The sequence below is a fragment of the Streptomyces sp. NPDC058525 genome (assembly GCF_042719495.1).
Lineage (GTDB): Bacteria > Actinomycetota > Actinomycetes > Streptomycetales > Streptomycetaceae > Streptomyces.
Genome location: NZ_JBHXNP010000081.1, coordinates 13,834 through 27,152, shown reverse-complemented (window position 1 = coordinate 27,152; position 13,319 = coordinate 13,834). Strand labels below are relative to the sequence as shown.

The following is a 13,319-nucleotide window of genomic DNA, read 5'->3' as shown; positions in this document are numbered from 1 at the left end:
GGAGTAGGCGTTGCGGACCGCGCGGTGGGGAGTGAGCGGACCATGAGCAGGTACGAGGACGGCGGGGACGGCGCGGGCGGGCGCGGCGCGTCCGGGAGCCGGCGCGGGCTGTGGGTGGAGGAGCCGGCCCGGCGGCGCCGGATGCCCGATCCGGTGCGGGCGTCCGCGGTGCGGGCGGTGCTGATCGTGTCCGTGACCCTCATACAGGCGACCATCGGCTTCTTCCTCACGATCACCGGGTCCTGGCTGGCCTTCCCGATGGCGCTGGGCGCGATCGCGGCGACGGTCGTGGCCACGTGGGGCGTGCTGGACGTGTGGATCACCCGGCAGATGTGGAACCAGCGGTACGGGGTGGTGTCGGAGCCGAGCAGCACGGCGCGCGACCGCCGCCGCGAGGAGCGCCAGGCCGCCAAGGCCGCCCGTGCGGAGCGGAAGGCGGCCCCGGCCCGAATATCCCGCGAGGACGGCCCCCTCGCGGCCTTCGGCCGCCGCTGAGGGGCTTACCGCGCCGGGGCGGGAGCCGCCGGCTCCCGCCGGGGTACGGGCCGCCGGCTCAGCTGCGGCGGAACATCCGGGTCGCCGTGATCTCGCCGTGGATGGTCTCCTGCTCCGGGGACTGCTGCGGCAGGCCCGGGCGCAGGTGCTCCTCGACGCTGATGTACTTCAGGCCCGCGCGCAGGTCCGCGTCGTTGCGCAGCCGGATGACCAGCGGGAACTCGGCGAGGGCCGTGGTGTCGAACAGGCCCGTCGTGTAGAGCAGCTGGACGCCGAGCGCGTCGGACACGGCCCGCTGGAGCTCCAGCAGGTACGTGGCGTTCGCGCGGCCGATCGGGTTGTCGAGGAACAGCGTGCCCGCGTGGCGGTGCTTGTCGCGGCCGCGGTCGTTGCTGCGCAGCGCCGCCATCGTGCAGTACAGGGCGATCGCGGCGGTCAGCAGCTGCCCGCCGGAGAACACGTCGCCCATCTGCCCGACCGGCACCCGCTCGGCGCGCAGCACCGCGTCCGGCTTCAGGATCTCCACGGAGATGCCCTTGGGTTCCAGCGCCGCCTGGACGCCCCGCAGCAGCAGGGACATGCCGTCGCGGCGTCCCTCGCCGAAGGAGGCGGTGCTGTTCTTCTTCACCGCCGCCCGCGTGGCCTCGTCGATGACCTCGCCGAGCCGCTCGGTCAGCGTGGCCTGGTCCGGCTCCTCGAAGCGGATCCGCAGGAACTCCTGGCCCGACCACTCCCCCAGGCCCTCCGGCAGCTGGGAGAGGCGCTGGGCCGAGCGGAGCGTGGCCAGCGCCGACTCCACGAGGCCGCGCAGCCGGTCGACGATGCTGTCGCGGTTGCGCTCCAGCTGCGCCAGCTCGTCGGTCAGGACCCGCAGGCGCGGCGCGAAGGCAGCGGCCCAGGCCGCCGCGTGCTCGGGCAGGGCGGAGGCGGGCAGTTCCCGGATCTGCTGGCGCGCGGGGGTGCGTACCTGCTCGTAGCGGGTGGCGTTGGCGTGCCGCACCAGGACGTCGCTCGCCTCGCGCACCGCGGCCTCGGCGGCCGACAGGTCGGCCGCGCAGCCGCGCAGCGCGCGACGGGCCTCGGTGGCCGACTGGCGGGCCTCCTCCAGGGTGCCGGCGTGGGGCGCGGGCTCCTGCTCGTCCTCGGCGTGGGTGTGGTCGCGCAGGAGGTCGCGCAGCAGGGCGGCGGTCTCGTCGAAGCCGCCGGCGCCGTCCTCGGCGGTCCGGTGGGCGCGCAGCAGGTCCGCGTGGGCGGCGCGGGCGCTCTCGACCGCGGCGCTGTGGGCGGCGAGCTGGGCGGTGGCCGTGCGCAGCAGGGCCTGTGCGTGCTCCACGTCCCCGGGGACCAGTTCCTCGGGGAGTTCGGTGTGCGCGCCGCCCTCGGCGGGGGCGTGCCGTTCGGCCTCGCCGCGCAGCCGGCCGAGCTGCTCGCTGGCGGTCGAGGCGCGCGTCTCCAGCATCTGGACGAGGGACTCGGCGCGGGCCGCGGCCGCCTGCCGCGAGGGGCCGTCGGCGCCGTCGGGGCTCTCCAGGAGCTGGGCGGCGCGGGTGCGGACTTTGTTGGTGAGCCGGTCCAGCTCGGCGAGGGCGGCGCTCTCGTCGCTCTCGGCGCGGGCCTGTTCGGCGCGCAGGTCGGCGCCGACGCCGACCTTCTCGTACAGCTGGGAGGCGGCGCGGTAGGCCTCGCGCAGGTCCGGAAGCGGGGCCTTGGAGGCGCCGTCGTCCTCGGGGAGCGGCTCGGGGGCACCCGCGATGTCGGCGCGCTCGGCGCGCAGGGCGCGGGCGGTGCGGCGGGCGTCGTCGGCGGCGCGCTGGGCGGCGCGCCGGTCCTCGTCGGCCGCGCGGGCCCGGTCCAGGCAGGCCTCGGCGCGGGCCTCGGACTCGGCGGCGTCGTCGGCGAGTTCGCGGAGCCTGGCCTGCCAGCCGGCGCGTTCGCGCAGCCGGAAGGCGAGGCCGGCCAGGGCGTCCGCGACGCGGCGGGCCCGCTGGGCGGTGTCCTGGCGCTCGTCGCGCACCCGGGCCGCGTCGGCGGCGGCCTCGTCGGCCTCGGCGCGTACGGTACGGGCCTCCGCGAGCTCGGCGTCGGCCTCCTCGGCGAAGGTACGGGCGGCTTCGGCCTGCTGCGCGAGCTCGGCGAGCCGGCCGGGCGGGCAGCCGGTGCGCCAGGAGGCGAGGCGGGCGGCGAGTTCGCGGTCCCCGGCGAGGCGGGCGGCCAGGTCGCGGATCTCGGTGTCGCGGGCGGTGGTGCGGGTGCGCAGCGCCTGGCGCTCCTCGTCGGCGGCGAGCTCGTCGTGCATGGCCGGGTTCGGCGAGACGATGAAGATGCCGGCCGCCGCCGAGCCGGCGTCCACGGGGGCCACCGGGGCCAGCAGGGCGGCGGCGGTACCGACGGCGACGGTGGAGCGGGGCAGCAGGGCCGCGCCGGAGAGGACCTCGCGGGCCCGGCTGTGGGTGTCGGGGTCGGTGATGACGACGCCGTCGACGAGTTCGGGGCGGGCCGCGAGGACGGCGGCGTGGTCGGCGGGATCCACGGACTGGGCGAGGTAGCGCCAGCCGGGGAGGGCCGGGATGCCGTGTTCGCCGAGGTACTCGACGGTGGCGAGGACGTCGGGGCCGGGCGGCAGCAGTCCGCCGTCGCCGAGGGCGCCGAGGATGCGGGCGTCGTCGGCGGCGGCGGTGCGCAGCTCGAACAACTGCCGTTCGGCTGCGGCGACTCCGTCGGTGAGCAGCTGGTGGAGGTCCTCCGCGTTCCGGTCGAGGTCCTCGGCGGTGAGCCGTCCGGCGGTGCCGGTGTCGCCCTGGGCCGCCGCGGCGGAGCCGGGCCCCCGGTCGTCCGTACCGCCCCTGGGGTGCGGAAGGGTGACGGAGCCGGTCCCGGGGAGGCCCAGGAGGGCGGCCAGGCGCGGGGATCCGGCGAGGGAGCCGGCGGCGCGGTGTTCGGCCTCGTAGGCGGCCTCGGCGCCGTCGGCGGCGTCCGCGGCGCGGGCGGCGGTGAGTTCGGCGCGGGATTCCGCGGCGGCGCCCTCGCGGGCGGCTCCGGCGGCGGTGCGCGCGGCCTCGCGGGACTCGTCCCAGGCGGCGACAGCGGTCTTCTCCGCGTCGGTGGCGGCCAGGGCGGCCCGGGCCGGGTCGGCGTCGGGCGCGGAGTCGTCGAGCCAGCCGGCGCGGACGGCCTCCGCGGTCTCCTGCTGGACCTCGCCGAGGCGCGAGCGGAGGTGTTCGGCCTCGCTGCGGGCCCGCTGGGCGGCCGTCGCGGCGGCGGTGGCGTCGCGGTGCGCGGATTCGCCGGTGTCCTGGAGGACCGCGGAGCGCTCCTCCTCCTCGTTGGCGACCCGTTCGCCGTGCTCGGCGGCGGTGTGCAGGGCCCGTACGAGATCGGCGGCGGCGGTGGCGCGGGCGGCGAGCGCCGGGGCGGCGTCGCGCTCGGCCTCCAGGATCGCGGCGGCGACCCGGGCGGAGCGGTCGGCGGCGGCGCGGTGGCGCAGGACGGTCTCGGCGGCCTGCCACGCGGAGTGCAGGGTGCGCGCTTCGAGGAGTTCGCGGCGCTGGGCGGTGGCGGCCTTGTCGGCGACGGTCAGGGCCAGCGAGGCGTGCCGGTAGGCGAGTTCGGCGGAGACGGCCGCGCTGCGGGAGCGGGCGGATTCGGAGGCGGTGACCTCGTGGGCGGCGCCGGTAACGCGCTGGGCGAGGTCGGCGGCGCGGCCGCGTTCCTCGGTGGCGCGGGCGGACAGCCGGCGGGCGAGGGTGCGGGTGCGGCGTTCGGCGCCCGCGTGGACGTCGCGCAGCCGGGAGCGGGTCCCGGCGGCCTCGACGATGCGTCCCAGGAGGTCCACCGAGCCCGCGGTGAAGTCCCGTTCGGCCATCAGCTCGCCGCGGCGGCCGAGCTTGTTGCCGAAGCCGTGGACAAGGTCGGCGAGGCCGTCCGTGTCGCGGGTGTCGGTGACGGCGCGCAGCAGCAGGTCGGTGAAGTCGGAGTCCTTCTTCACCGCGAAGAGGCCGGCGGCCTCGCCCTCGTCGGCGTTCATCTCGCGCTGGTAGCGGAAGAGTTCGGGGTCGAGGCCGAGGTCGGTGAGGTGCTCGTTCCACCGGTCGTGGATCTCCTCGAAGGAGACCTCGAGGTGCGGGTAGGCCTTGCCGGCCTCGGTGAGGGCGTCGCGGAAGCCCTTCATCGTGCGGCGGCGGCCCTGGGCTCCGGAGGCGCCTTCGACGGGCGGGCGTACGTCGGTGGCCTCGGCGACGGGCAGGCTGTCGAGGCTCAGGCCGGGGCCGGGGCGGAAGGAGTACCAGGCCTCGGCGAACTTGCGGGGGTCGTTGGACACCTGGCGGCCGCGCCATTCGCTGACCTTGCCGACGACCACGCACTCGCCGGTCTGGGTGTGCTGCCACTCCAGGGCGACGTGGCCGCAGTCGTCGGCGAGCAGGAACTTGCGCAGCACGCCGGAGCTGGCGCCGCCGAGGGTGTTGCGGTGGCCGGGGAGCATCACCGAGAAGATCAGCTTGAGGAGGACGGACTTGCCTCCGCCGTTCTCCAGGAAGAGCACGCCCGCGGGCGCCGGGCGGCGCGGCGGGCCGGTGGGCTCGTCCTCGAAGAACTCCGCCTGGGCGGGCGCCGGGTGGGGCACCGGCTCGCCGACTCCGCGCAGGTCGAGCACGGTGTCGGCGTAGCGCGCACCGGCGGGCCCGATGGAGTAGAGGCGGATCCGGGACAGCTCGTACATGGCGGCGGACTCTCGTTGTTTCTCGGTGTACTCGGTGCGTTCTCGGTACGTAGGGCGGGTGGCTCAGGCGTGGAACGGCAGGCCGGCGTCGGCCGCGAGCTCCAGGTCGTCGCCCTCGGGCGGAGGCAGCAGGGTGGCGGAGCCGTCGCTGACGGGGACCACGCCCAGGTCCAGGAGTTCGGCCATGGCCGCGCTGCCCGCCATGTCGCGGACCTGGAGCTGGTAGCGGGGGGTGGTGCGGTACGTGCCTCCGGCGTCGTCCCCGGTGCGCTGGAGGAAGCCGGACTCGGTGAGGAACGCGGCGGCCTTGCCGACGATGCCGGTGGTGGAGCCGGCGAGGCGGCGGGCGTCCTTGGTGGCGCCGGTCGCGCTGCGGCGGGAGTAGACGCGCCAGGCGGCCTCCAGCCCGGGCGCGTCGGAGGCGGGGTCGGTGTTCTCGCCGAGCTCCTCGGCGCGCTCTTCGAGCCGGCGGCAGGCCTGGCGGACGAACGCCTCGACGCCGTTGACGGTGACCCGGCCGATGTAGCCGTCGTCGGCGAGGTCCTCGGGGCGGGGGAAGGCGAGGGCCGCGACGGCGAGGTGGGCGAGGCCGTGCAGGAAGCGGTCGGCGGAGTCGGCGGCGGTGCGGCGGGCGTAGTCGCCCATGCGGACGGCGAAGACGGAGTCCTCGCCGGCGGCCACGGCCATGCCGGCGCGCGGGGACACCTCGAGGACGACGAGGCCGAGGCCGGTGGCGACGGCGTCGGCGAGACGGCCGAAGGCCGGGTCCTCGCGGTAGCGGCGCAGCAGTTCGGCGTACTCGGCGTCACGGGCGGGGAGCAGCTTGGGCTGCAGTCCGAACGCGACGAGCCGGGCCGCGTCGGCGGCGTCGGCGGGGGTCACCGCCGGGTTCGCGGCGGCGACGGGGGTGGCGGGAGCCGCGGGCTCGCTCCACGCGGGGTGCTCGGCGTGGTGGTCGCTCACGGGGTCGTCTCCTGGGCAGTGCGGGGCGTATGGGGAATGCGGTTCGGCTGCGCGGGCATGCGGGGCGCGGAGTGCGGAGTCGCGCCACGGGAACCCCGGCTCCGCCGGGCACCGGGCTCCGCCCGGACCCGCGCCTCAAACGCCGGCGGGGCTGGATGTGGCGCCGGCGGGGACGGATGCGCGAGGCCGGTCATGGCGAGGGCCGTCATGACGCCTCCGCGCGGTCGGCGGCCATGCCCGCCGCGTCGAGCAGCGCGGTGCCGACGATGAGGTCGGCTCCGCCGAACTCGGGGTCCTCGAGCTGGGTGCCGTCGTCCACGGCGAAGAGCAGCCGCTCCTCGCCTTGGCGGTAGGCCGTGCCGACGGCCGGGCTCGCCGCGTGCACGGCCAGCAGGGCGACCAGGTACGGCAGGGCGGGGTCGGTGCGGCGGGCCTCGGCCAGCAGGCCCGACAGCCGGCGCGGGGCGTCGTGCGGCAGGTCCAGGAGGACCATCGCCGCGGCGAGCTGCTCCTCGCTGAAGCGGCTGTCGTCCGGGGTCGCGATGAGGTCCGGTTCGGGCATCTCCGCGCCGAGGTGCTCCCGCTCCACGGGCGGGGTGAGCAGTATCTCGACGAGGTCCCCGACCCGTACCGAGACCGGGGTGCGCAGGCCCGCGCCGGAGGCGAAGAACGCGTCCGTGACCCGGCGGGCCCCTTCCAGCGGGAGCGGCAGCAGCGGGGCCACCAGCTGCCCGTACAGGTCGATGCCGGAGCGCGGCGCGGGCGCGGCGAAGGCCTGGCGGTCCTGTTCGGCGCGGAAGAGCGGGCCGGCGTCCAGCAGCCGGGACTGGAGCTGGGTGTGGCGGCGGATGCAGTCCTTGACGATGTCGACGAGCTCGGCGGCCCGCCGCTTGCTCTCGGGCTCCTCGGCCTCGTCGCGCGCCCTGCGGATGTTGGTCAGGATCGCGTTCTCGTGGCGGTAGCGGTCGGCGACGTGGTCGAGGGCCTCCTCGATCATGTCGGGGACGGACTGGAGCCAGTCCACCGCGCGCACGTTGCGCCGCGTCGCGTCCAGCGTGCGCCGCAGGGTCTCCGCATACTGCACGGTCCGGTACCGGGCCTGCTCGGCGGCGAGCTGGGCGTCCGCCAGCCGGCCGCGGCTGATCAGCACCTCCAGCTTGACCTCGGCCGCGATCTGCGCGCTGGTCACGTCCGTGTCGAGGGCGCCGACCAGTACGTTGACGGCCTCGTCGGTCGTGCGGAGGTAGACCGCGCCGCCGTACCCGGGTACCTCTTCGATCAGCTTGAAGTCGTAGTCGCGCCGGACGTAGACGCCGTCCGGCCCGAAGGTGCCGTAGATCGCGCGGAAGCCGCGGTCGACGCTGCCGACGTTGACCAGGTTCTCCAGCACCCAGCGGGCGACCCGCTCGTGCTCGGCGGCCGGCCGGGCCGGGGCCTGGGCGGCGACGCGCGGGAGCAGTCTGGCCACTATCTGCTCGTGGTCGGCGCCCGTGTCGAAGTCCATGTTCAGCGTGACCAGGTCGATCGCGGCCAGCGCGACCTCCGCCATCGCGTAGATCCCGTACTCGCCCGCGAGATTGGCCTTGCGTACGTCGAGGTCGTGCAGCGGGGCGGTGCAGGCGAGCGCGCGCAGCCGCCGGGCCAGGCCCTCGTCGGCGGCCGGGCCCGGCGCCGGGGACGGAAGGGTCTTCGCCGGGGCGGGGAGAGTCACGGACAAAGACTAGGCGCTGACCCTGACAACATCCCAAACGGCATGGTTCGGCCGGATCGTCCGCGGATCGCCCCACCACGCTCCGCGGTTCGCCCCACCACGCTCCGCGGTTCGCCCGCCGGCGGTCCCCGGTTCGCCCATCGGCCGTCCGCGGTTCGTCCGCCGCCTGGCGGGATCGCGGTGGCCGGGCTGTTCTACGCTCACCGCATGGCTTCCATGATCACACCCTCCGAGGCGGCGATCGACCTCAACGCCGACCTCGGCGAGGGCTTCGGGCGCTGGACGCTCACGGACGACGAGGCCCTGCTCTCCGTCGTCACGAGCGCCAACGTCGCCTGCGGCTTCCACGCCGGGGACCCGTCCATCATGCGCCGGGTCTGCGAGCTGGCGGCCGAGCGGGGCGTACGGATCGGCGCGCAGGTCTCCTACCGCGATCTGGCGGGCTTCGGCCGCCGCGCCATGGACGTGCCGGCCGGCGAGCTGGCGGACGAAGTGGCCTACCAGATCGGGGCGCTGGAGGTGTTCGCACGGGCCGCCGGCTCCCGGGTGTCGTACGTGAAACCGCACGGCGCGCTGTACAACCGCACCGTGCACGACGCCGACCAGGCCGCCGCCGTGGTCGCGGGGGTCCTGACGGCCGGGGGCGCCCTGCCCGTGCTCGGCCTCCCGGGCTCCCTGCTGCTCGACGCGGCCGCGGCGGCCGGGCTGGCCGCCGTACCGGAGGCGTTCGCCGACCGCGCCTACACGCCCGCCGGGACGCTGGTGCCGCGCACCGAACCGGGCGCGGTGGTGCACGACCCGGACGCCGTCGTGGCGCGGGCCGTGCGGATGGCGTCCGAGGGGACGGTCACGGCGGCCGACGGCTCCCCGGTCGCGGTCGCCGCCCGTTCCCTGTGCCTGCACGGGGACACCCCGGGGGCGGCGGACCTCGCGCGCCGGGTCCGCGCGGCCCTGGGCGCGGCCGGGGTCCGGATCGGGGCCTTCGCATGAGGACCCTGGTGGTCGGCGCCGAGGCACTGCTGATCGAGGCGGGCTCGGCCGCCGAGGTGGCCGCGCTCCACGCCGAACTGCTGCGCCGCCGGGACGCGGGCGAGCTGGGCCCCGTACGGGACCTCGTGCCGGCCGCGCGGACCGTGCTGCTGGACGGGGTGCGGGACCCGGCCGGGCTCGGCGCCCGGATCGCCCGCTGGCAGGTCCCGCCGCTCACGCGGTCGCAGGGGCCCCTGGTCACCGTCCCGGTGCGGTACGACGGGCCGGACCTGGCCGAGGTCGCCGGCGTGTGGGGGGTGGCCCCCCAGGAGGTTGCGGGCATCGTCGGCGCGACCGAGTTCCGGGTGGCCTTCTGCGGGTTCGCGCCCGGCTTCGGCTACCTGACCGGGCTCCCCGACCGCTTCCACCTGCCCCGGCGGGCCACGCCCCGCAGCTCCGTCCCGGCCGGCTCGCTGGCCCTGGCCGGTGAGTACGCGGGGGTGTACCCGCGCTCCTCCCCCGGCGGCTGGCAGCTGGTCGGATCCACGGACGTGACGCTCTGGGACCCCGAACGGGAGCCGGCCGCGCTGTTCGCGCCCGGGGTGCGGGTCCGGTTCACGGAGGCGGGCCGATGACCGGGCTGCTGGTGGTGCGGCCGGGAGCGCTGACCACCGTCCAGGACCGGGGCCGCCCGGGCCACGCGCACCTGGGGGTCCCGCACTCGGGGGCGCTGGACACGGCGGCGTACGCACTGGCCAACCGGCTGCTCGGCAACGCCCCGGGCGCGGCAGCGCTGGAGACGACCCTCGACGGGGTCGGGCTCCGGGCCCTGGCCCCGGTCACCGTGGCGGTCACGGGCGCGCCCTGCCCGGTACGGGTCGACGGCCGCCCGGTGGCCTGGGGAGCCGCGGTCAGGCTGCCGGCCGGCGCGGAGCTGGACGTGGGCCGGGCCGAGTCGGGCCTGCGCGGCTATGTCGCGGTGCGGGGCGGCCTGGACGTGCCGCCGGTGCTGGGCAGCCGCTCGACGGACCTGCTGTCGGGGCTGGGGCCGCCCGTCCTGTCGGCCGGGACCCTGCTGCCGGTGGGCCCGCCGGGACCGGCTCCGGCCCCGGCGGCGGACACCTGCCCGCTGCCCGGGCCGCCTTCGGAACTGCTGCTCCCGCTCCGGCCGGGGCCCCGGGCCGACTGGTTCACTCCGGCATCGCTCGCCGGGCTGTGGCGCTCGGTGTTCCGGGTGTCGGCGGTGTCCAACCGGATCGGGCTGCGCACGGAGTCGGGGATTCCGCTGGTCCGGGCCCGGGAGGGCGAGCTGCCGAGCGAGGGCATGGTCCTGGGCGCGGTGCAGGTCCCGCCGGACGGCCTGCCGGTGGTGTTCCTGGCCGACCACCCGGTGACGGGCGGCTATCCGGTGGTGGGCGTGGTCCCGCGGGGGCCGGCCCTGGACGCGGCGGCGCAGGCCCGGCCGGGTGTCGCGGTGCGGTTCGTGGCGGCCCGGTGAAACGTTTGACGGGGCTGCGGCCAAGTACGGGGTGAGGGGGCCGACCGGGTCCCCTGCTCAGGGGAGGAAACCGGGTGCTCAGCCCACGACACGAGACCGGGCCACCGGATCTCACCACGCCCGAGGGGTTCGGGGCGTTCTACGAGGAACACATCGACGCCGTACTGGGCTTCGTCACCCGCCGGGTCGCCGACCCGCACCTGGCGGCCGACCTGACGGCGGACATCTTCCTCGCCGCGATGGGATCCGCCTCCGGCTATCGGCCCAACAGGGCAGCGCCGATCGCCTGGCTGTTCGGGATGGCCCGCAACATCCTGTCGGGCCACGCCCGCGGACTGGCCCGCGAGAGCGGCGCGCTGGCCCGGCTCAGCGGCCGGCGGCTGCTCGACGACGAGGACGTGGCGGCGCTGGAGGAGCGGATCGACGCCCAGCGCGCCTTCCGCGAGCCGGCCGGGCGGCACGCCGCCCTGTCCGAGCCGCTGCGCGCCGCCCTCGACCTGGTCGTGCTCGACCAGCTCACCCCGGCCGAGGCCGCCCAGGCCCTCGGCGTCACCCAGGCGACGGTCCGCGTACGCCTGCACCGGGCCCGCCGCGCCCTGCGCGCCCCGGGTGCCGTGACCGGAGCCCAGTTGGAGGCAGCCCGATGAGCACCCGACCCAGCGGCTTCGAGGAGCGGCTGAAGGCCGCGCTCCTGGCCCGCCTCCCGGAGGCCGCGCCCGCGGCGACCGCCCGGCCCTTCGCCCGCCGGTACGGCATCCCCCTCTCGGTGGGCGTCGCCACGGCCGCCGTGCTCGCCGTCGTGACCCTGCCCGGCAGCTCCCGCGACGGTTCGCTGCCCGCCGGTCGTCCCACCGGCTCACCGGGTCCTTCGGCACCCGGCCCCCTCGAGATCAAGAAGGATCCGGACGGGTCGATCCGGTTCGACCTGCCGACGCACGAGCAGATCCCGGCCCTGGTCGACCGGCTGAAGGGCCTCGGGGTCCAGGTCGTCCTGGTCCCGAAGCGGCCGCGGTCCCAGTGCTCCGAGCCGGGCGGCGGGTACCGCGGTCCGCAGGCCGATCCCGAGGCCGAGATCATGCCGGGCGGTGACGGCCCCGCCTTCAAGGTCAACGCGAAGACGGTGCCGCCGGGCTACACGCTCACCTTCGACTGGAAGGGCTACCACCCGCCGGGCGAGCGGGGGATCAGCTTCGGGGTGATCGAGACCTCCAAGGTCCCGTCCTGCTCGATCGACTACTCCGAGGGGCTGGAGGAGCTGCTGAAGGGGAAGCCGGGACCGCCGGACCCCACCCCGCCCACCGGCCCCCCGCCGACTCCGCGGACGCCGTAGCCCTCACGGCTCCGCGGCGCCGCCCCCGGCACGCGTTCGGCCCGGCCCCTCTGTCAGGGGCCGGGCCGAACGCGTGCGGGTGCGGGGGCCGGCGGGGCTACACGGCCGATTCCGGGGCGATGCGGCTGCGGACGGCGGACTGCACGTCCTCCTCCTCGGCCGGGTCCGCGGCCAGCCGCCGCAGGCGGGGCGCGACGCGGGCGTCGGCGGTCTCGGCGTGCCGGGCCGCCACCTCGCGGGTGGTCTCCTCGCAGTCCCACAGGCATTCGACGGCGAAGCCGGCCGCGAAGGAGGGGTCGGTGCTGGCCAGGGCCCGGGCGGCCCGGCCGCGCAGGTGGGACGAGGCCGTCTCGCGGTAGATGTGCCGCAGTACGGGGGCCGCGCAGCCGATCGCGAGGCGGCCGGCGCCGTCCACCAGGGCGTACAGCGCCCGGGTGTCGGGGCCCGCGCCGCGGACGGTGGAGCGCAGGGCTCCGAGGACCAGGCCGGCGTCCTCGGCTCCGCCCCGGGCGGCCAGGACGGCCCCGGCCGCCGCGCCGAGGGCGTCGGGCCGGTGGATCCAGCGGCGGGCCCGGTCCACGGCGCCGGGGCCGCACATGCGCTCGTACGCGGCCACGGCGGGCTCGTCGGCGGCGGCTTCGATCAGGTCCAGCACGGCCGGGTTCTCCGGTTCGGCGAGGACCAGGTGGTGCAGGGCGGTGGCGCGGGCCGCCTCGCCCGAGGCGCCGGCCGCCGCGGCGAGGATGGCGGGCCGGTCCTCGGGCTGGGCCACGGCCGCGAGGCAGCGTGCGGCGGGCACGTGCAGCGGGGTGCCGCGGCGCAAGCCGTCGGCGGCCCAGTCGAAGACGGCCTGCACTCCCCAGCCGGGCCGGGGGCCGCTGGGGGTGAGCTGGCGCTGCCAGCGGTCGAAGGAGCCCTGGCGGCGGGCGGCGCTCAGGCGCTCCCCGTACCGGGGTGACTCCTCCCACAGGCACCAGGGCCTGGGCTCGTACGCGTCGCGGATGGCGGCGGCCAGCCGCGCCTCGCCCTCCGCCGTGGCGGGGAAGCGGGCGATGACCGGCCCGGCCAGGGACCGCAGCCCCTCGTCGTCGTCGCGCAGGGCGAGCTCGTCGAGGGCCCAGGCCCAGTTCGCCCCGGAGGCGGCGTAGCGGCGCAGCAGCATGAGCGCGTCGTCGCGGCCGTACGAGGCGAGGTGGCCCAGGACGGACAGGGCGAGGCCCGTCCGCTCGTCGGCTTCGTCGAGGAGGTCCTCGGCGCCGAAGAGATGGGCCTCGATCGCGCCGAGGGGGCCGTCGAGATCGAGGTACAGCCGGGCGTAGTACAGGGAGCGGTTCTCGACCTGCCAGTCCTGGCGCGGGTCGCGGACCACACACTGGTCGAGGGCCTCCAGGGCCTCCGCCCTGGGCGCCGCGAGGGCGTGCAGCGTGCCGTCGCCACGGCCCCGCTGGAGCAGCCCGAGCAGCGTGCCGCTCGGCGCTATGACTGGTTCGAACATGGGAATGGCCTCAAATCAAGCTGGGGACGCAACCGGGAATCGGGATTCACAGGGCCGCGTAACAGCATGTGAGGACGTTCGCCGTCAGGTTCCGCTCGATGTAGACCATTGCCTTCTCACTCTCGTCGGTGCTTCGCGGCC

Annotated in this window: 10 protein-coding genes; 6 read left to right on the top strand and 4 right to left on the bottom strand. The window is 76.7% G+C overall.

The window, feature by feature from the left end; genetic code table 11:
- The first annotated feature begins 42 nt into the window (after positions 1-42).
- Positions 43-495, top strand: a complete 453-nt coding sequence (locus ACFWP3_RS30330) for a hypothetical protein (RefSeq protein ID WP_384227325.1) — start codon at positions 43-45, stop codon at positions 493-495.
- Positions 496-553: 58 nt separating this feature from the next.
- Here ACFWP3_RS30330 and ACFWP3_RS30325 read toward each other — a convergent pair whose 3' ends face one another.
- The 3 genes from ACFWP3_RS30325 to ACFWP3_RS30315 form a co-directional block, all read right to left on the bottom strand.
- Entirely contained in the window at positions 554-5,212 is a 4,659-nt protein-coding gene (locus ACFWP3_RS30325) for a hypothetical protein (RefSeq protein WP_384227322.1), read from the bottom strand.
- 63 nt (positions 5,213-5,275) lie between these two features.
- The gene (locus ACFWP3_RS30320) at positions 5,276-6,175 is read right to left on the bottom strand and encodes a hypothetical protein (RefSeq protein WP_384227320.1); all 900 of its coding nucleotides are present in this window, start codon (positions 6,173-6,175) and stop codon (positions 5,276-5,278) included.
- A 205-nt stretch (positions 6,176-6,380) separates the two neighbouring features.
- Positions 6,381-7,886 (bottom strand): hypothetical protein, encoded by a 1,506-nt coding sequence (locus ACFWP3_RS30315; protein ID WP_384227317.1) that lies wholly within the window; start codon positions 7,884-7,886, stop codon positions 6,381-6,383.
- Positions 7,887-8,102: 216 nt separating this feature from the next.
- Between ACFWP3_RS30315 and ACFWP3_RS30310 the strand changes: the two genes are divergently transcribed.
- From ACFWP3_RS30310 to ACFWP3_RS30290, 5 genes are all read left to right on the top strand, one after another.
- Positions 8,103-8,876, top strand: a complete 774-nt coding sequence (locus ACFWP3_RS30310) for a LamB/YcsF family protein (protein WP_384227350.1) — start codon at positions 8,103-8,105, stop codon at positions 8,874-8,876.
- A complete protein-coding gene (locus ACFWP3_RS30305) occupies positions 8,873-9,490 on the top strand; it encodes an allophanate hydrolase subunit 1 (protein WP_384227316.1) in 618 nt (205 codons plus the stop codon). Before ACFWP3_RS30310 ends, ACFWP3_RS30305 begins: the two co-directional genes overlap by 4 nt.
- Positions 9,487-10,353: a biotin-dependent carboxyltransferase family protein gene (locus ACFWP3_RS30300; protein WP_384227314.1), complete on the top strand. Its 867-nt coding sequence runs from the start codon at positions 9,487-9,489 to the stop codon at positions 10,351-10,353. Before ACFWP3_RS30305 ends, ACFWP3_RS30300 begins: the two co-directional genes overlap by 4 nt.
- A 74-nt stretch (positions 10,354-10,427) precedes the next feature.
- Positions 10,428-11,000, top strand: coding sequence for an RNA polymerase sigma factor (locus ACFWP3_RS30295; RefSeq protein WP_384227312.1), 573 nt, complete (start codon positions 10,428-10,430; stop codon positions 10,998-11,000).
- The gene (locus ACFWP3_RS30290; protein ID WP_384227310.1) at positions 10,997-11,683 is read left to right on the top strand and encodes a hypothetical protein; all 687 of its coding nucleotides are present in this window, start codon (positions 10,997-10,999) and stop codon (positions 11,681-11,683) included. The genes ACFWP3_RS30295 and ACFWP3_RS30290 overlap by 4 nt, the downstream gene beginning before the upstream one ends.
- A gap of 97 nt (positions 11,684-11,780) precedes the next feature.
- Here the strand turns inward: ACFWP3_RS30290 and ACFWP3_RS30285 are convergent, their stop codons facing one another.
- Positions 11,781-13,178 (bottom strand): HEAT repeat domain-containing protein, encoded by a 1,398-nt coding sequence (locus ACFWP3_RS30285; protein WP_384227308.1) that lies wholly within the window; start codon positions 13,176-13,178, stop codon positions 11,781-11,783.
- Positions 13,179-13,319 lie beyond the last annotated feature (141 nt).

Coding starts and splice junctions, on each gene's coding strand:
- ACFWP3_RS30330 (WP_384227325.1), top strand. CDS start 43: ATGAGCAGGTACGAGGACGGCGGGGACGGCGCGGGCGGGCGCGGCGCG.
- ACFWP3_RS30325 (WP_384227322.1), bottom strand. CDS start 5,212: ATGTACGAGCTGTCCCGGATCCGCCTCTACTCCATCGGGCCCGCCGGT.
- ACFWP3_RS30310 (WP_384227350.1), top strand. CDS start 8,103: ATGATCACACCCTCCGAGGCGGCGATCGACCTCAACGCCGACCTCGGC.
- ACFWP3_RS30305 (WP_384227316.1), top strand. CDS start 8,873: ATGAGGACCCTGGTGGTCGGCGCCGAGGCACTGCTGATCGAGGCGGGC.
- ACFWP3_RS30300 (WP_384227314.1), top strand. CDS start 9,487: ATGACCGGGCTGCTGGTGGTGCGGCCGGGAGCGCTGACCACCGTCCAG.
- ACFWP3_RS30290 (WP_384227310.1), top strand. CDS start 10,997: ATGAGCACCCGACCCAGCGGCTTCGAGGAGCGGCTGAAGGCCGCGCTC.
- ACFWP3_RS30285 (WP_384227308.1), bottom strand. CDS start 13,178: ATGTTCGAACCAGTCATAGCGCCGAGCGGCACGCTGCTCGGGCTGCTC.